Annotated in this window: 17 protein-coding genes and 1 pseudogene; 9 read left to right on the top strand and 9 right to left on the bottom strand. The window is 74.0% G+C overall.

Annotated elements, in window-relative coordinates; translation table 11 throughout:
* Positions 1-89: 89 nt before the first annotated feature.
* Entirely contained in the window at positions 90-2,219 is a 2,130-nt protein-coding gene (locus ACZ63H_RS31175) for a cellulose binding domain-containing protein (protein ID WP_469870818.1), read from the bottom strand.
* A gap of 679 nt (positions 2,220-2,898) precedes the next feature.
* Here ACZ63H_RS31175 and ACZ63H_RS31170 point away from each other — a divergent pair.
* From ACZ63H_RS31170 to ACZ63H_RS31155, 4 genes are all read left to right on the top strand, one after another.
* The gene (locus ACZ63H_RS31170; protein WP_469870817.1) at positions 2,899-3,423 is read left to right on the top strand and encodes an RNA polymerase sigma factor; all 525 of its coding nucleotides are present in this window, start codon (positions 2,899-2,901) and stop codon (positions 3,421-3,423) included.
* Positions 3,420-4,115 carry a hypothetical protein gene (locus ACZ63H_RS31165; protein WP_469870815.1) on the top strand — a complete coding sequence of 232 codons (696 nt, stop codon included), beginning with the start codon at positions 3,420-3,422 and terminating at the stop codon, positions 4,113-4,115. The genes ACZ63H_RS31170 and ACZ63H_RS31165 overlap by 4 nt, the downstream gene beginning before the upstream one ends.
* Before the next feature lie 90 nt (positions 4,116-4,205).
* Positions 4,206-4,379 (top strand): hypothetical protein, encoded by a 174-nt coding sequence (locus tag ACZ63H_RS31160; RefSeq protein ID WP_469870813.1) that lies wholly within the window; start codon positions 4,206-4,208, stop codon positions 4,377-4,379.
* A gap of 143 nt (positions 4,380-4,522) precedes the next feature.
* Entirely contained in the window at positions 4,523-5,350 is an 828-nt protein-coding gene (locus tag ACZ63H_RS31155; protein ID WP_469870811.1) for a DUF1963 domain-containing protein, read from the top strand.
* 81 nt (positions 5,351-5,431) lie between these two features.
* Here ACZ63H_RS31155 and ACZ63H_RS31150 read toward each other — a convergent pair whose 3' ends face one another.
* The gene (locus ACZ63H_RS31150; RefSeq protein ID WP_469870809.1) at positions 5,432-6,310 is read right to left on the bottom strand and encodes an alpha/beta fold hydrolase; all 879 of its coding nucleotides are present in this window, start codon (positions 6,308-6,310) and stop codon (positions 5,432-5,434) included.
* A 111-nt stretch (positions 6,311-6,421) separates the two neighbouring features.
* Between ACZ63H_RS31150 and ACZ63H_RS31145 the strand changes: the two genes are divergently transcribed.
* Both ACZ63H_RS31145 and ACZ63H_RS31140 read left to right on the top strand, forming a co-directional pair.
* On the top strand, positions 6,422-8,371 hold the full coding sequence (locus tag ACZ63H_RS31145; protein ID WP_469870807.1) for a BTAD domain-containing putative transcriptional regulator: 1,950 nt from the start codon (positions 6,422-6,424) through the stop codon (positions 8,369-8,371).
* Between the two features lie 61 nt (positions 8,372-8,432).
* The gene (locus tag ACZ63H_RS31140) at positions 8,433-9,062 is read left to right on the top strand and encodes an antibiotic biosynthesis monooxygenase family protein (RefSeq protein ID WP_469870805.1); all 630 of its coding nucleotides are present in this window, start codon (positions 8,433-8,435) and stop codon (positions 9,060-9,062) included.
* A 35-nt stretch (positions 9,063-9,097) separates the two neighbouring features.
* Here ACZ63H_RS31140 and ACZ63H_RS31135 read toward each other — a convergent pair whose 3' ends face one another.
* Together ACZ63H_RS31135 and ACZ63H_RS31130 are read right to left on the bottom strand one after the other, a co-directional pair.
* Positions 9,098-9,904 carry a nucleotidyltransferase domain-containing protein gene (locus ACZ63H_RS31135; protein WP_469870869.1) on the bottom strand — a complete coding sequence of 269 codons (807 nt, stop codon included), beginning with the start codon at positions 9,902-9,904 and terminating at the stop codon, positions 9,098-9,100.
* Positions 9,905-10,031: 127 nt separating this feature from the next.
* Positions 10,032-10,226, bottom strand: a pseudogene (locus ACZ63H_RS31130) (NUDIX domain-containing protein); the annotation flags it as partial.
* Positions 10,227-10,312: 86 nt separating this feature from the next.
* Here ACZ63H_RS31130 and ACZ63H_RS31125 point away from each other — a divergent pair.
* Complete coding sequence (locus ACZ63H_RS31125; RefSeq protein ID WP_469870803.1) at positions 10,313-10,564, top strand: hypothetical protein; 252 nt, start codon at positions 10,313-10,315, stop codon at positions 10,562-10,564.
* A 136-nt stretch (positions 10,565-10,700) separates the two neighbouring features.
* Here ACZ63H_RS31125 and ACZ63H_RS31120 read toward each other — a convergent pair whose 3' ends face one another.
* Positions 10,701-11,723: an aldo/keto reductase gene (locus ACZ63H_RS31120; protein ID WP_469870801.1), complete on the bottom strand. Its 1,023-nt coding sequence runs from the start codon at positions 11,721-11,723 to the stop codon at positions 10,701-10,703.
* A gap of 197 nt (positions 11,724-11,920) precedes the next feature.
* Between ACZ63H_RS31120 and ACZ63H_RS31115 the strand changes: the two genes are divergently transcribed.
* Positions 11,921-12,511, top strand: a complete 591-nt coding sequence (locus ACZ63H_RS31115; protein ID WP_469870799.1) for a TetR/AcrR family transcriptional regulator — start codon at positions 11,921-11,923, stop codon at positions 12,509-12,511.
* 46 nt (positions 12,512-12,557) lie between these two features.
* Here the strand turns inward: ACZ63H_RS31115 and ACZ63H_RS31110 are convergent, their stop codons facing one another.
* From ACZ63H_RS31110 to ACZ63H_RS31100, 3 genes are all read right to left on the bottom strand, one after another.
* Complete coding sequence (locus ACZ63H_RS31110) at positions 12,558-13,211, bottom strand: HD domain-containing protein (RefSeq protein ID WP_469870797.1); 654 nt, start codon at positions 13,209-13,211, stop codon at positions 12,558-12,560.
* Positions 13,212-13,252: 41 nt separating this feature from the next.
* On the bottom strand, positions 13,253-13,906 hold the full coding sequence (locus tag ACZ63H_RS31105) for a TetR/AcrR family transcriptional regulator (RefSeq protein WP_469870795.1): 654 nt from the start codon (positions 13,904-13,906) through the stop codon (positions 13,253-13,255).
* A gap of 139 nt (positions 13,907-14,045) precedes the next feature.
* Positions 14,046-14,537, bottom strand: coding sequence for a winged helix-turn-helix transcriptional regulator (locus ACZ63H_RS31100; RefSeq protein WP_469870793.1), 492 nt, complete (start codon positions 14,535-14,537; stop codon positions 14,046-14,048).
* A gap of 93 nt (positions 14,538-14,630) precedes the next feature.
* Here ACZ63H_RS31100 and ACZ63H_RS31095 point away from each other — a divergent pair, with 93 nt between their 5' ends.
* Complete coding sequence (locus tag ACZ63H_RS31095; protein WP_469870791.1) at positions 14,631-15,128, top strand: tautomerase family protein; 498 nt, start codon at positions 14,631-14,633, stop codon at positions 15,126-15,128.
* Positions 15,129-15,439: 311 nt separating this feature from the next.
* Here the strand turns inward: ACZ63H_RS31095 and ACZ63H_RS31090 are convergent, their stop codons facing one another.
* Positions 15,440-16,471, bottom strand: a complete 1,032-nt coding sequence (locus ACZ63H_RS31090) for a medium chain dehydrogenase/reductase family protein (protein WP_469870789.1) — start codon at positions 16,469-16,471, stop codon at positions 15,440-15,442.
* Positions 16,472-17,205: the final 734 nt, after the last annotated feature.

Here is a 17,205-nt window from a genome sequence, read left to right as displayed (position 1 = left end):
CCGTGGACGACGGCCGTCCGGCGCCGACAGGCCCACGGCCCGCCCGGGAGCAAGGGCGTCCAGCGCCCCGCCCCGAGCGGGCCCGGGCGTCAACCGCCGGAGCAGACGGTGCCGTTGAGGCGGAAGACCGTCGGGTCCGGGTTCGGGCCGTCGTTGGCGCCGACGAAGCCGAAAGAGGCCGTCGAGGCGCCGTCAGGGGCCAGCGGTCCGGCGCCGTCGGGGGCGGTCACCCGCACATGTGAGCCGGTCTGGTGGAACGTGGCGTTCCAGCCGGAGGACACCGACTGGCCGTTGGTCGGCCAGTCCCAGTCCATGGTCCAGCCGGTGATCGGGGTGGCCGAGAGGTTGCGGACGGTGATCGTGGCGACGAAGCCGTTCCCCCAGCCGCTGTCGCGGTGGTAGGTCACCGCGCAGGTGGCGTCCGCCGGGGTGCCGGTGGTGAAGGTCAGCGGCGAGGACGGGGCGGAGAGGCGTCCGGAGGCGTCGGCCGCCAGCACGTTGACCGTGTGGGTGCTGCCCGCGGGCAGGTTGCGCAGGGTCACGATGGTGCCGGTGGACTCGCCGACCACACGGGTGTACGTGCCGTCGCGTTCCTGGACGACGTAGCGGGCGGCGCCGGTCGCGCCCGCCCAGGACAGGCGCGCGGTGGTGTCGGTCACCGCCTCCAGCCTCGGCGTGCCCGGCGTTCCGGCGGCCGACGCACCGGGCCCGGTGCCGGCCCGCGGTCGCAGTGTGACGGTGAGCAGCGCGTACGGCGGCACGGTGACCCGGGAGGCGGACTCCGTCCCGGCGGCGACCTCGGTGACGTCGCTGTCGCCGCGTGCGTAGCGGTGCACCTCGGGCGCGGTCGTGGACGGGGTGAAGCCCGCGTAGTCCAGGTCGACGGTCCGCGCGGCGTCCGGGTTCTTGTTGACGAGCAGGACGCTCAGGCGTCCGTCGCGCCGCAGTACGGCGTGTGCCGAGACGTCCTGCGCGGAGGACTCGGCGGCGACCATGGTGTCGCCCGCGGTGCCCAGTTCGCCGGTCATCTTCATGCCGTAGTACGGGTGGAACGGCGTGTTCGGCGCCGGTTCGCAGACATCACCGGTGCAGGCGCCGCTGGAGAGCATCCCCATGTCGCCGTAGTCGGTCTCGCCGTCGACGGTGGTGATCTGGCCCGCGCCGTTGTGCGTGTCCCACCAGTCGACGTTGAACACCCCGTTCTCCAGGGCCGTCATGAAGGCGTCGGCGGCGAACAGGCCGTTGGGGCGGGCGGTGAGCCGGGCCCCGCCGGTGTTGGTGTTGATCTCGGTGAGGGCGATGCCGATGCGCGGTGAGTCCGCGCCCGCGTACCGGTCGAGCTGGGCGCGCACCTCCCGCAGTTCGCCGGGCAGCCGGGTCAGCCGGGTCATGGCGTCCTGGGCGGTGGTGTCCGACCCGCCCCCGTACCAGTGGACGCTGACGAAGTCGATCACGTCGGTCACCTGGGAGAGCACGGTGTTGTTCCAGTCGCCGGGATCGCCCCCGCCGACCACGCCGTCGGGCCACTCGCCCGGCGCGGTGAGGACCGCGCCGATCCTGACCGTCGGATCGACGGCCTTCATCGCCTTGGCGTACGCGCGGACCTGGCGGGCGTACTCCTGCGGGCTCTTGTCCGCGTGGTCGTCGTGCTCCCAGCCGCTGCCGTAATGGCCGTTGCCGTAGATCTCGTTGCCGATCTCCCAGTACTTCGCGCCGTAGTCCTTGGTGACGTTCGCGTACCTGACCCAGCCGGCCGCCTCCTCGGGCGTTCCCGAGCCGTAGTTGGCGATGAGGATCGGCTGCGCGCCGGTGGCGCGGACGGTGCCCATGAAGGCGTCGAAGCCGGTGCCGGGGGCGACGTATCCTCCCGGCGCCGTGTGCGTCTCCCAGTGGTAGATGTCCGCGTAGGAACCGCCGGGGTAGCGCATCATCCCGACGTCGGCCGCCTTCATCAGGCCGGCGACCTCGGGGTCGTTCATGTGCGAGTCCCAGATGGCGGTGTTGACGCCGCGCGCGGTGTCGGTCAGCCGGCCCAGCGCCGCCTGGGCGTTGACGCGGACACCGGCATCCGCGGCGGCCGCCGTTCCGGGTGCGGCGGGCGCGACGCCGGCCAGCGGGGGCAGCAGGGCGGCCGTGGCGGCCAGCACGATCGCGGCGCGCGCGAGGGCGCGAGGGCCCCCGGCACCGGCCGGACGGCCGGGTCTGTGCAGTGGTGGCATGGGGTCCTCCCTCATGGGTCCGGCGGCGCGGCGGGGTGCCGGACGGCACCGCCGGACAGGCTAGGTCGCCGACGCGGCAGCAGGGCGTTCCACGCCGTGACACAGGAAAAGGAGCGGGCGGGGCGAGCGTGCGCATGCGGGCGGGACGGCCGGAACCCACCTGTGGGAGCGCTCCCATGATGAGAGGGGTGTGACGCCGTGTCAACGCCTGGGCGGGAGTGGAAATCGGGGGCCGGGCTCGGACGGCCGGGGCACACGGAAACGCGACCGGGGCCGGAACTCCGCGGCCCGCGCGGGTGCGCGGGGCCTTCCACGCCGGCCCGGTCGGCGTGCCGGGCCAGCCGGCACGACCGTCTAGCACTTCTACATCCGAGCCGCAAAGTTTTCGACGCACTTCACTCGTACGTGCTGTTACCCGACATGCGATTAAACGATGAACCCATGTGTTCTTCATCACACGCAAACAGCTGTCTGTCAGTTTCATGTCACGCACCGTGATGCAAAACGCCTGATCAGGCCACCTCACCAAGGCCAGCGATCGTCACCGTGGGCACCTGAGTGGTCTCCGAACGTAAAAATCGTTCACTGGCGTATGCGTGTTCGGGGCTTTCGACCGGTTGAGTAGTTCTCGCCGGCGCACCTCCGCGTCGGCCCCTGGAACCCTCAACGAAGAGGACCGATGACCGAAGAAGTCGGCGAGGACGACGGCCGGATCCCCGTGGCCGAAGCCCCTCTCCCGCTGCCCGTGGAGTTCGAGGCGCTCTACATCCTGCACCAGGAGGCGTTCCACGACTTCGCCCTGGCCGCGCTGGGCACGAACGACGCGGCCGAGCGGGCCATCCACCGCGCCTTCCTGGAGATCCTGCGCCACTGGGACCGGCTCCGCTCGGAGAGCGAGGACCTTCAGCAGGAGGTCTGGGCGATCGTACGGCGCACCGTCATATCCGAGGAGCTGCTGTCCCTCCGCGAGCAGATGGCGGCCCTGGACAGCGGCAGCGGCCTGTACGCGGCGCTCGGCTCCCTGCCTCCGCGCCAGTTCGACGTCATGGTCCTGCGGTACATCGGCGGCCACGACACCAAGCGGATCAGCTGGTACATGGGCGTCACCCAGAGCACCGTCGACTACCACTGCCGCAAGGCACGGGAGCGGCTCGCCCCGATCTACTACCGGCTCCTGAAGTCGCAACGGGAGGACAACGCGTGAACACATGGGAAGACCGCCTGGCCGGCGCCTCCACGTGCGAGCCGCGCCGCCCCTTCGACGTGGCCGCCGGACTGCGCCGCCTGGCCCAGGACGCCGGGTACCTCCCGCCCCCCGCAGCGGAACGGCCGGAGAGCGCGGCGGCCCGGCAGCGGCTGGAGGCCGTCACCGTGCGGGGGGTCACCGAAGCCGACGCGGCGGCGCACATGAAGGGCCTCACCGACGTCATCGACGCTCCCGGCACCACCTTCGAAGGGTGGACCGACGACCTCGACATCGTCGGGATCCACGTCTTCGCCTGCTCCCTCCATCTCGCCGACCACCCCGAGAGCGCCCGGTTCTGGTGGCAGTTCGCCGCGGGCGCGGGCCACGGCGTGGCGGCGTACTGCCTGTATCTGCAGCACCTCATCAGCGGGGAGCTGGGGGAGGCGGCGCACTGGTGGGAGCAGGTCGGCGCCATCCTGGCCGGCCCGGGCGGCGGGGCGGACCTGGACGCCGGGGAGCTGGTGAGGCTGATCGAGGTGTGGGAGTACTTCGCCGGTCACAGCCCCTCCACCCGCGCGCGGCGGGCCGTCCCCATCGGCGGCCTGAAGGCGGAGGTGGACCGGCTGGCCGACCTGCACGACGACGGCGGCCTGCTGTGCCGTCCCGACCGCCGCCTCGCGGACCGCCTGCGAGACCTCACCAGCCACTGATCGCCCGTCCCTGAGGGGATTCCGCCCGCCGGACGCCCCCGGCAGGGCTCCCTCATCGCTCCCTTCCCGCTCCCGCAAAAGGACCGTCCCATGACCACCGCCCCCGCCCCGCCGGACGACCGGCCGTCCCGGTTCCGCCGGTACGGCGCGCTCGCCCGAGGGCAACGCCGTGCCGCCGCCGCACACTTCGTCCGCTGGCTCGCCCACGGCACCGGGGTGACGCTCGCCGGGCTGCTCGGCTACGGAATCCGCCACCTGCTGTGACCGCACCGCCTCCGACGGGCGGCGGGCCGGACGCGGCACCCGTCCGCCTCCGTGAGGTGAGCCGTGCCGAGCACCGCGGGCACCCCTGACTCCCTTGCCGGGTCGGCGAGTTCGCGTCGGCCGCCGCCCGTTAGGGTGTCCCGGTGACCGACGAGAGCGTGGACATGCTGGACCGCTTCCGGGCCGAGGCGGCGTCCTGCGGCCTGCCGGCGGAGCAGGTGGAGGAGTGGATCCGCGTCGCCCTGCCGGCGGTGTATCTGGCCGAGGGCGGCGACGGTCCCCTGGTGGCCCGGATCGGCGGCGACCCCCTGCTGCCGTACGGCGTGCCGGAGCCGTCCGATCCCTTCGTCGCCGCAGTGGATCTCGCCGCCCTCCCACCGGGCGCCACCGGCCTCCCGCTCCCCCGCGACGGCCACCTCCTCTTCTTCGCCGGCCCCGATGTGCACGGGGTCGGGGGGCAGGTGCCCGACGCGGTGCTGTACGTCCCCGCCGGGACCCCGACGGTCCCGGCCCCGCTCGCGCACGGCCGGCGCAAGCCGTACCGGTCACGAGAACTCCGCACAGTCTGGAGTCAGTTCAGCCCCCAGATGCCGGAGAGCTTCGCCCTGGACACCTGGGGCGACCTCCCCGACGACGAGCACTTCGAACTCGCCGACGAACTCGCCGACGCCTGGGGGCACGTGGGCGGCTACCGGCCTCCTTGGGCCCTTCAGATCGGCGGCCACCCGGTCTCGCCCCAGAACGACCCCGTCCACTACGCCCGCGATCCGGAGGCGGACAGCGGCTCGGGGGAGGGTGGCACGGCGGGGAACGGCCCCGTGAGCGACGGTGACTGGGCTCTCCTCGCCACCTGGAGGTGCGGCGACGACGTCACGGAACTGGACTCTGGCGTGGCCCACTGGGTGATCCGGCGCCGGGACCTGGCGGCCCTGCGCTTCGACCGCGTGTACCGCTGCGTCGAGATGGCCTGACGGTGCCGGGCCGGTACGGCGTCGGTGATCGCCCCGGACGCGAGGGGTCCTCCCCCGCCGCCCGTCCGCCGGCCGGCCGGGTCAGCGGCGCAGCAGGTCCCGGATCGCTTCCGCGATCTCGTCCGGTGCCTCCTCGGCCATGAAGTGCCCCGCCCGGGTCAGCCGGTGGTCCAGGTCCGGCGCCCAGGCCCGCCACACCCCGGCGGCGTCGTAGCCCAGCCGGGCGCCCCAGTCCTGCTGGACGACCGTCACCGGCATGGCCAGCTGGGACCCGGCGTCGTGGTCCGCCTGGTCGTGGGTGATGTCGATGCCCGCCGAGGCGCGGTAGTCGGCGACGATCGACGGCACCGCCGCGGCACTCGCCCGCAGGTACGCGGCACGCACCGGCGCCGGCATGGCGGCCGGGTCGTTCGCCCAGGTGTCGAGGAACGAGCCGAAGTAGGCGTCCGCGCTGTTGGCGATCATCGTTTCCGGCAGGCCGGGCGGCTGCGCCATGAGGAAGAGGTGGTAGCCGACCGCCGCCGGGGCGCCGTGCAGCACGTTCCACATGTCCAGCGTCGGCACGATGTCGAGGATGCCCAGGTGGGTGACCGTCTCCGGGTGGTCCAGTCCCGCCCGGAACGCGACCAGGGCGCCCCGGTCGTGACCCACGAGGGCGAAACGCTCGTGGCCGAGCGCCGCCGCCAGGGTGACCACGTCGGCGGCCATGGCGCGCTTGGCGTACACCTCGGGGCCGGTGGCCGCCGGCTTGTCGCTGGCGCCGTAGCCGCGCAGGTCGGGACAGATCACCGTGTGCTCGCCGGCGAGCCGCTCGGCGACGTGCCGCCACATCAGGTGGGTCTGGGGGAAGCCGTGCAGCAGCACGACCGGGCTGCCGCCGCCGCCGATGGCGGCGGCCAGTTGGACTCCGTCCGCGCCGGGCAGGCGGACGTGGTCGAAGCCGGGGATGGTGAGCGTCATGAAGGGCCCTTTCCTGGGTCGTGTGGTCGACGGGGCCAGCGTGGGCGACGGCGATCAGCAGCCGATCAGTACGCTCGGGCGCGACGGCCGGGTGGCACGGAAGATGGGGCCATGCGAATCGACGTACTCGGCTCCGTGCGGGCCCTCCGTTCCGACGGCACCCCGGTTGACCTGGGCGGGCCCCGGCACCGTGAGGTACTCGGCAGGCTTGTCGCCGCCGGGGGACGGATGGTCGCCACCGACACGCTCGTCGACGACCTGTGGGCCGAACCGCCGGCCCGTGCCGTGGGCGCGTTGCGCACGTTCGTCGCCGCGCTGCGCCGTGCCCTCGAACCGGACCGGCCGCCCCGTACCCCGCCGCGCGTCCTCGTCACCGAGGGTTCCGGCTACGCGCTGCGCCTGCCGCGCGAGCACGTGGACGCCCACCGGTTCGAGGACGCCCTGGCCCGCGCCCGGCGCACCCCCGCCGCGGTGACCGACCTCGACGCGGCCCTCGCCGCCTGGCGCGGCCCGGCCTACGCCGACGTGACCGGCTCGGCCTGGGCGCGGCGCGAGCGGGCCCGGCTGGAGGAACTGCGGCTGGAGGCGGTGGAACTGCGCGCCCGCCTCCTCCTCGACTCCGGTGCGGGCGCCGGCCTCGTCGCGGACCTGGGTGCCCATGTCGCCGAGCATCCGTGGCGCGAACCGGCGTGGGGGCTGCTCGCCCGCGCGCTGCACCAGGCGGGCCGCCAGGCGGACGCGCTGGCCACCCTGCGCCGCGCCCGCACGATGCTCGCGGACCAGCTCGGACTCGACCCCGGGGCCGACCTCCGGCGCCTGGAGACCGACATCCTCGGCGGGGCCGCGACGCTCCGGCCCGCGCCCACCGTGTGGGCGGGCGGCGTACCGCTCGGCCCGCGCACCACCGTGGACCTGGCCCGTACCCTCGCCATGGCGGGCGGCGACGCCCTCGTGCACTCGCGGCGCGACCGCCTCGCCGCCGTCCAGGCGGCGGAGCGCACCGGGGACGTCACCCTGACCGCGCGCGTCATCGGCGCCTACGACGTGCCCGCCCTCTGGAGCCGGGCCGACGACCCCGGACAGTCCCGCGCCGTCGTCGCGGCGGCCGAGCGCACGCTCGCCGCGCTCGGCCCCGGGGGCCCCGCCGGACTGCGCGTGCGCCTCCTGGCCACGGTCGCCGTCGAGAGCCGCAGCGCCGATTCGACCGGCCCCGAGCGCGAGCGCGCGCGGCGGGCGGCGGGCGCGGCCGAGGCGCTGGCCCGGGAACTGGGTGACCCCGCGCTGCTGGTGTTCGCCCTCAACGGCGTGTTCCTCCAGTCCTTCACCCGCCCCGGGCTCGCGGCGGTCCGGGACGCGACCGGCGCCGAGATCCTGGACCTGGCCACCCGGCACGACCTGCCGGACTTCGCCGTTCTCGGCCGGCTCATCCGCCTGCAGTCCGCCTCCGCGCTCGGCGACCTCGACGCCGCGACCGCGCACGCGCGGGCCGCCGAGGAACTCGCCGTCCTCACCGAGGCACCCCTGGTCCCCGTGCTCACGAGCTGGTTCCGGGCGCGGGCCACGGCCGCCCGCAGCGGCGAACCCGGCGGCCCGAGCGCCGCCAGGGCCGCGGCGCACTACCGCACCGCCGAGGAGGCCCTCGCCGCCACGGCCGGCATGCCCGGACTGCACCGCGGTCTGTTCCCCCTGGCCCTCCTGGGCCTACGCCTCCTGCACGACCGCCCCGCACCCACCGACCCCCGTCTCGACTGGGGCCCGTACTCCCCCTGGACCCGGCCCTTGGTCCTGCTCGCCCGGGACCGGGCCGAGGAGGCCCGTGCGGCGCTGCGCACGGCGCCCGCACCTCCGCCGGACCACATGCAGGAGGCCCTCTGGTGCCTGACCGCGCACGCCGCCGCCCGTCTCGGCGAACCGGCGATCGCCGCCCGCGCCGCGACGGCCCTGCGTCCCGCCCGCACCGAACACGCCGGCGCCGCGAGCGGAATGCTCACACTGGGCCCGGTGTCGCGGTACCTGGCGGAGGCGGAGGCATGCCGACGGCCGCGAGGGTCCCGGCGGTGACCGCTGCGGGAGGCAACAACCCCCTTGACCTGAAGCCTGGTTGAGGTTTCACGATGGTGCGGTGACTGACGACGGAATCATTCTGATCGACGCCTGGGAACTGCCCGAGGACCGGATCGACGAGTCGACGGCGCGCTGGAGGGAGCGCGTCGGGCTCATACGCGACGCCCCCGGTTTCCGGGGTGCGCGGCTGCACCGCGGACTGGTCCCGCGGTCCCGGCTCGGTCTGGTCAACGTGGCGCACTGGGACAGCGTCGAAGCCCGGGACGAGGCACTGGCGCATCCCGGCTTCACCGCGTCGGCGGCCACCGCGACCGGCTATGCCACCGTGCACGGCGGCTGGTACGAGGTGGCGGCCGAATCCCGCGCGGCGGGCGGTGCCGCGGGCGAAGGGCCGGGCATCGCCTTCATCGAAGCCTTCGAGCTGCCCGCCGGGCGGATCGACGACTTCCTGCCGTACTGGCTCGGCCGGGCGGAACCGATGAGCAAGGCGCCCGGCTTCCGGGGCAGCCGCCTGCACCGTGCGGTCGACCCGGACACTCGCTTCCAGTTGGTCGGCGTCGCGCACTGGGACGGCCCCGACGCATGGCACGCGGCGGACGACGACCCTCGCTACCGGCAGGACCCGTCCGCCTCCCCCGACTACGCCACCGCCACCCCCGGGCTCTTCCGGGTCGTCGCCGCGTTCTGAGCGCGGCGGCCGGGCCCCAGGGGCGCGGCCGGGGGTCACCGCGCCGGCTCACCGCACACCTCGGCGGTCAGCCGGTCGGCGGCGTCGAGCGCGGCGCCGAGCGTCTGCGGGGTCGTGCCGAGGGCGGAGAACAGCCCGTGGGCCCGGCCGGCGAAGTCCGCCGGGGCACCGGGGAGTTCTCCGGCGGCCCGCACCGCGCCCTTTTCGTTGAGGACCCAGCACCGGGCGTGGGCGTGGAGGGCGTGGACGAGGAGCCCGACCGCGCGGAAGAGGCAGCCGGCGACGAAGAAGGCGTCACCGCGAGCCGCCCCCTTGCGGGCGCCGGCCAGGATGAACGGCGCCTCCCAGCGCGCGTTGGCGATGAGCGCTTCGCGCAGCGGCTCGGGGTAGCGGCGCGTCCGCTCCCGCAGACCGCGCAGTTCACCGGTGGGGTCGGCGAGGACGCGCCCCAGGGCCACCTCGCCGACGTAGGCGTGGGAGTACACGCCCAGGGGGTGGCCGGGCTGGGTGCCGATCTCGAACCGCCCGGCGCGGCACTGCTCCCAGACGCGGTGCACCCGGTCCAGGTCCCGGTAGATCCAGTCGACCCGGTGGCCGTCGACGGTCAGCCAGGCACCACCGTCCACCCACGGCCCCCAGCCGCCCGGCTCGGTCACCTCCACCGCCTCACCGGTCAGTTCGGCGGCGAGCACCCGCAGGGCGGCGGTGTCGAGCGGCGGCCGGTAGTACAGGCCCAGGTCGAAGTCGGAGCCGGGACCGTGCGTTCCGCTCGCCCTGCTGCCCCCCAGGCACACCCCGACGATCCCGCCGACACCGGCCAGCCGACCCGCGATCTCCGCCAAGCGCTCCACGCCCCTCAGTCTGCCGGGGCCGATCACCGTCCGCGACCGGATTACCCGGCACCGAAACGGCGTGTTCCCTCGCCGTGGCCGTCGGTCCGTGCGGTGGTGCCGGGCGCGGGCGCCGGCCGGGTTCCTCCTCGATCTCGCGGGCGAGGGCGTCCGGCGACCACTCGCCGGGGTCGACACGTCCGCCGGCGACGTCCCGGCGGCCGGGGAAGAGCCGCCGGCCGGGACCGCGTTTCCGGGCGGGGGCCCGGCCGTCCCGGCCGGGGACGACCGGGACGGCCGTCCGTGGTTCGCCGGGCGGCGGCCACGGGCACACCGGTGTCGTCGGCCGCCGTCACGTGGTGCCGGTCGTCCGGCACGTCCGTGGCGCAGGGCCGTGCCCGGCCCCCGGTCCCGCGGTCGGTGATTCTCCGCGAGGACGAGGTCGACACCGGCGAGGAACTCCTCCCGGTCGTCGTGCTCGCGCAGTCCTCCGGCCACGTCGCGGGTGAACGGGACCGGTCGGGGTCCGGTTCCGCCCACGCGGTCGCCGGCGCGGTCGCCGTGGCGTCGAGGAACGCGGTCCGGTCCGTGTCCGGCCGTGCCGCCGGGGTGTGGGCGGCGTTCCGGCCCGCCACTTGGGCGGTACGGCCCGTCGGCGGGACGCCGCGGTGAACCGGGCGGCTCCGGGTACGCGAAGCGCCTGCACCGGCGTCCGATCACAGCCGCGGGCAGGCCGGCCGAGGCACCGGCGCCCCGACTCCCGGCGCCCCGGCTCCCGGCTCCCGGCTCCCGGCTCCCGGCTCCCGGCTCAGCGACGGCGCCGCAGTGACGGGTCGAGCAGCGCGGGCGGGGTGTCGAACTTCTCCTGGGGGGCGAGGTCGGTGCCGGGGGCGACGACGGCGTCGACCGCGTCGAGCACGTCGGCGGACAGTACGGTGCCGGCGGCGGCGAGCTGCGCGTGCAGGTGGTCGAGCGTGCGGGGGCCGATGAGGGCGCTGGTCACGCCCGGGTGCGCGGTGACGAAGCCGAGGGCGAGCTGGATCATCGTCAGGCCCGCCTCGTCGGCGATCCGGGCGAGCCGCTCCACGGCGTCCAGCCTGGCCCGGTTCGCGGGGACGCGGGTGTCGAAGCGTTCCGGCATGAACGTCGCGCGGTGGGTGGTGACGTCCCGGCCCCGGCGGACCGCGCCCGACAGCCAGCCGGAGGCCAGCGGGCTCCAGGCCAGCACGCCGAGCCCGTACTCCTCGGCCACGGGCAGCACGTGGGCCTCGATCCCCCGCTGCAGGATCGAGTAGCTGGGCTGCTCGGTGACGTAGCGGCCCAGGTGGTGCTCGCGGGCGGCCCACTGCGCCTGGACGATCCGGTGGGCGGGGAAGGTGGAGGAGCCGAAGTAACGGATCTTCCCGGCGCGTTGCAGGTCGGTCAGGGCCGACAGCGTCTCCTGGTCGCCGGTGCTCGGGTCCCACCGGTGGATCTGGTAGAGGTCGACGTGGTCGACGCCGAGGCGGCGCAGGCTGTCGTCGAGCGCGGTGACCAGCCAGCGACGCGAGCCGCCCCGGCGGTTGGGGTCGTCGCCCATCGGCATGGCCGCCTTCGTGGCCAGCACGATGTCGTCGCGGCGGCCGGCGATGGCCTTGCCGACCATCTCCTCCGACTCGCCGTCGCCGTACATGTCCGCGGTGTCGATGAGATTGACGCCCGCCGCCAGGGCCGCGTCGACGATGGCGGTGGCCTCGTCCTGGGTGGTGCGCCCGATCCTGCCGAAGTTCATCGCGCCGAGCGCGAGTGTGCCGACCTGTACTCCGGTGCGGCCCAGGGTGCGGTATTGCATGAGCGTGTCTCCTCGATCGGAAGGAAGAGCGAGCGTGCCGGCACGGAGCCGTGGACGGTCCGGACAGCCGGGGCACGGGGGCAGGCTTGGTCGCCGGGTGTCCGCTCTGCCATCATGGACAAGCGGAACATCGTTCCGGAAGAACGATACGGAACACGGTTCCGTTTCTACAAGCGGTGAACGGAAGGAGCGGCGCCGTGAACGAGAGCGACGAGGGTGCCGGGCGCACGGGCCCGTCCCGGCGGAAGGACGCCCGGCGCAACAAGGAGGCCCTGCTGGACGCGGCCGCCGCGGTCTTCGTCACGGCGGGCGTGGAGGCACCGGTACGGGACATCGCGGCCAAGGCCGGTGTCGGGGTCGGCACCATCTACCGCCACTTCCCGACCCGGGCGGACCTCATCGTCGCCGTCTACCGGCACCAGGTCGACGCCTGCGCGGACGCCGGTCCCGCCCTGCTGGCGACGAGCGCGACGCCTTACGCCGCGCTACGCCAGTGGATCGGCCTCTTCGTCGACTTCCTGGTCACCAAGCACGGGCTCGCCGGCGTGCTGCGGTCGGACAACGCCGGCTTCGACACCCTGCACTCCTACTTCCTGGACCGCCTGCTGCCGGTCTGCACGGAGCTGCTCGACGCCGCGGCCGGGGCCGGCGAGATCCGCTCCGGCATCGAGGCGTACACGCTCATGCGCGGCGTCGGGAACCTCTGCGTCGGGGCGGAGAGCGACGACCGCTACGACGCACGACGCCTGGTCGATCTCCTCGTCGCCGGCCTGGCCCCGACCCGCTGACCACCGGCCGGGGCGGCCGGCCCCGCCGCCCCGGCCACGGACACGGTCAGGGGCGGGGCGGGGCACTCCTCGACCAGCCGCGCGCCTCGCCCTCGTCGATGAGGTGCCGCCCGGCCTTCCACAGCGAGGAGGACGCCTCCCCGATCACGGCCTTGCGGGCGCGGACATCGTCCGCGGTGATCCCCGGGGTACGCCAAGTGCCGCCACGCGCCATCCAGTTGAGCAGCAGCGGCTGCAGCCGGTCCATCGCCTTGGCGAACCTGGCCTCGGGGGTGCGGCGTTCCTCGAACTCGTCCCACAGGGAGCGCATCCGCCGCGCCTGGTCGTCCGGAAGCAGGCCGAACAGCCTCTCGGCCGCGGCGACTTCCCGCTCGTGCTGATCGACACCCGCGGCACTGTCGTAGAGCGGAGTGTCCCCGGCGTAGATCTCCACCAGGTCGTGCAGCAGCACGAGCTGAACCGTGTGCCCGACGTCGATGGGCTCGTCGGAGTGTTCGGCGAGGATCACCACCATCATCGCCAGGTGCCACGAGTGCTCCGCGTCGTTCTCACGGCGGTCCGCGGCGGCCAGAGGCGACTGTCGCAGGATGGTCTTGAGCTGGTCCACCTCCACGAGGAAGGTGAGTTGGGCGCGCAGTCGTTCGTCGAGGCCGTCGGGGAAGGGGGTCTTCTCCGCGAGCAAGCGGCGTTCATCACTCATGGGCCCATCGTGGCACGCGGGACACGGCCGCGCCGCTCCCGTCAGTGGTCCGCGACGGAGTCCGCCTCGGCGTCGTACAGCCGGGCCGGGTCGAAGCGCATGCCGGTGAAGTGGCCCGCGAGTTCGAGGGACAGGGCGCCGTGCAGACGGGTCCAGAAGGCGAGGGCGCGGCGCAGGGCCCGGGGCTGGGCCGGGTGTTCTCCGGCCCAGGCACGGTGTTCGTCCAGATGCGTCTCCAGCGGTGACGACGGCACGTCGGGGAGGTCCTCGGCGGTGCAGGCGTCGAGGATGACGGCCATGACCTCCGAGACGATCCGGGTGGTGTCGTCGGGGGCGCGGTAGCCGGGCACGGGGGTGCCGAAGACGAGGAAGTAGCGCTGGGGGTCGGCCAGGGCCCACTCGCGCAGGGCGTGCGCGAGGTCGCGCAGGTCGGTGCCGGCCTCGGCGCGGGCGCGGAAGGTGTCGGCCAGGCTGCGGTAGGCGTCCGTGATGAGCGCGGTGATCAGCTCGTCGCGGCCGGCGAAGTAGCGGTACAGGGCCGGTCCGCTCATGCCCATCCGCTTGGCGATGGCGTTGAGGGAGAGCGCGGACGCGCCGGCGGTCGCGATCTGCTCCCAGGCGTGCTTCTTGATCTCCTCCCGCACCTGGGCGCGGTAGCGCTCCCTGGGAGTGGTGCTCGCATCCGGCTTGCCCACGGTCCGCCTCTCTCCCTGTCCCGGCGATCGATGGTTAGAAGCTATCACGAGAGCTATTGGCCATCACTTACGCCCGGGCGCCGGCCGCAGTGCTTGGATCATGCTTCTCGCGGTGCGAGGTGCCGGGTACGTCCTGGCCTCAGGAGCTTTCCACGAAGCGCGCGCCCGGCCCGGGTGTGCGGCAGACGTCCTCCGGGGCGAGGTGGCTGTGCCCCGCAGCGCATTCGAGGACGACCTTGACCGGCTCGTCGCAGGAGACCGCGTCGCCGACGGGCCGGTGCCGGACGATGACCGACGGGCCCTGCGGGTCGGCGAGATACGTGTCACCCCATTCCAGCAGCGCCACGAGCGTGGGCCGCAACGCCCGGCCCTGCTCGGTGAGTTCGTAGGCGAAGCGCTGCCGGTCCCCGGGCTCCTGATAGGGCACGCGGCGCATCACTCCCGCGGTCACCAAGGTCTCGAGCCGGGTCGCCAGGAGGTTCCTGGCGATCCCGAGGCGGGAGTGGAACTCCCCGAACCGGCGGGCGCCGTCCAGCGCCTCGCGGACGATCAGCAGCGACCAGCGCTCCCCCACCACCGAGAGGGCACGCGCCACCGAGCAGTTCACCGGGTCGATCCGCCGCGTCTCCATGGGACGAGTGTACCCCTCTGGGTTTACAAGTTGGACTTAGCCCCCGTAGGCTCCGGGCTGAGTTGAAAAAATAAACTCACGAGGAGGCCGACCATGCCCATGCTCGACGTGTACATTCCCGAAGGCGCGCTCCAGCCGGACGCCGAGGCGGTACTGCTGAACCGCATCACCGAGATCCTCGTCCGCAACGAGGGATTCGACCCCGCCGACCCGGTGAGCCGTTCCGTCTCCTGGCTCTGGCTGCACCGGCCGGCCGGCATCTACGTCGGCGGAGCACCCGCGGACGCACCTCGCTACAAGGTCGTCCCGTCCGTCCCCGAGGGCCAGCTCGACGAGCAGAAGCGTGCGAGCGTCATCGCCGAGGTCACCGAGGCGATCCTCGACGCGGAGAACGGCGCCTGGCCGCGTGACGCCGGCCGGGTCTGGGTGTTCCCCACCGAGATCCCCGAGGGCCACTGGGGAGGCTCGGGCCGGATCAGGCCGCTCGCCGCGATCCTCGCCCGACTCACCGGCGACGACACCAAGCGGGCCCGTACGCTCGCGCGTGAGCGGATCGCCGCCAGCCGGGCCGAACACGCCCGCCTGCCCTGATGAGCGGCGAACGGACCGGGGATCGACGCGACCGGTGACACAGTCGTCGGGGCCGGCCCGATCCGGGCGCCGTCGGCCTCGGCCACGACCTCGCGGAGGCGCTCCCCGGCGGCGTGCCGGTTCCGCCGGACGACGCGACGGCGGATCATGCCGCCCCGCTCTGGGGCGGGGCTCGCCCGAGGTGTTCGCGCCGCGACGAAGCGCGGATACGCGGGAACGACGCGGCGGGCGCAAAGGGGGGTGTGCAATCCCGTCAGGGGCGCTGCGTGTGCGCCGGCGCTTGATGCGTCAGGCGTGCAGGGCTTGATGCGTCAGGCGTGCAGGACGACCTTTCCGGCGACGGTACCGGACTCGGCCAGCCGCATCGCTTCGGCCACCTCGGTGAGGGGCAGCTCGGCGGCGATCCGGGCCGTGATCTCACCCCGGCGCAGGGCTTCGAAGACCTCGGTGAGGTCGTTGCGCAGCCGGGCCCGGAAGCGGTCGCGATTCAGGGCGCGGCCTGCCCAGACGTTGAAGAAGTAGGCGTGGCGGCGGTTGGGCAGCGCGTTCCACACCCAGACCCGGGCCAGCAGCTTGAGAACGGGCCACTGCTTGGAGCCCTCGTCGTCGCGGGTGGAGGCGCTGCCGTAGGAGACGAGCGTCCCGCCGGGGGCGAGCAGTCTCCAGGAGTCGATGACGCCGCGGCCGCCGACGTGGTCGAAGACGGCGTCCACGCCGCGTGGGGCGAGTTCCCGGACACGGGTGGGGATGTCCTCGGTGCGGTAGTCGATCGGGGTCACCCCCTGTTCCCGCAGGGCGGCGTGGTGCCGTGCGGAGGCGGTCCCGATCACCTGCGCGCCCGCGGCCCGGGCGAGCTGGACCAGGACGGACCCCACGCCCCCGTTGGCGCCGTGCACCACAACGGTCTGGCCGGCGCGCACCCGGGCCTTGCGGTGGAGCATCTGCCAGGCCGTGATGCCGTTGATCACCAGGGTCTCCGCCTCCGCGGCGCCTATCCCGTCCGGGACGGGCACGAGATCGGCGGCGTCGAGGACCACGTGGCTGGCCCATCCGCCGACCTTCAGGAGCGCGGCCACCCGTGTGCCGACCAGGCCGGCGTCGACGCCCTCACCGGTCGCCGCCACGGTGCCGACCAGGTCGTAGCCGGGGACGAACGGGAAGGGCGGCTGGTCGTAATAGCGACCGCGGCGCATCTGCTGCTCCGCGAAGGAGACCCCGGTGGCTTCCATGCGGACCACGACCTGGCCCGGACCGGCGGTCGGAACGGCCCCGTGCCGCACTTCGAGCCCCTCCGGCTCGACCCTGCCCGGCAGCACGACCTCGACCATCGTTTCGGCGTTCATGAGACCTCCCTCGACGAGCAGCTCCGTTAGCGGCTGCCGCTTTCGTTAGAAGTTATAACGCTCATCGCGAGCGACAGTCAAGAACGTTCGTAATAGGGACTAACCACGAGCCTGTGCCGAGGGCGCGCCCGGGCGCCGGCGGTCCCCGGCGCTGCTTCCGCGGCAGGCGGGCCCCTGCGGTCGGGGGTCACGGGCTTCACGTGGAGGAGGTGGGGGCGAATGACGTCCGCGCGGACGGCCGGCACGTAGTCGATTCCGCACCCTGCCGGGCCGGCGCCGAAGCCGTCCCCACAGCCCCGCGCAGGGAGCCTGCGCACCCCGGGGCCGGCCGGCAGACGTGGTCCGGTACCGGGGCGACGCGTCGTCCAACTGGCTCCGGAACTGGATGAGTTACGTGAGCTGGGACGTCTCCGGCAGCGAGGAGGCGAGCGCGCCCGCACTCCGAGCGCCGGGGCCAAGGGCAGGCCGCACAGACGTCGGCAGGTTCCGGCAGGGGCGGGGGGGTGCCGCCGGGCGTCCCGGAACAGGCGGCAGGACCGCCTGGCGTCACGGACGCCGGGCAGACCTCGGCGGCGGCTCACGGGGGTGGCGCCGTCGCCGGCCACCGGCGCCCGCCCCGGCACCGGGATGCGTGCCGCCCGCAGGAAAACGAAGCGGGGGGGGGGGGGGGGGGGGGGGGGGGGGGGGGGGGGGGGCGAGCCGAGCTGGCCGTAAGAGTCGGCCGCGGCGAAGAG

The sequence above is a fragment of the Streptomyces sp. NPDC104831 genome (genome assembly GCF_055583025.1).
Note: the sequence above shows the minus strand (reverse complement) of the source record. Positions and strands in the feature narration are given on the sequence as shown.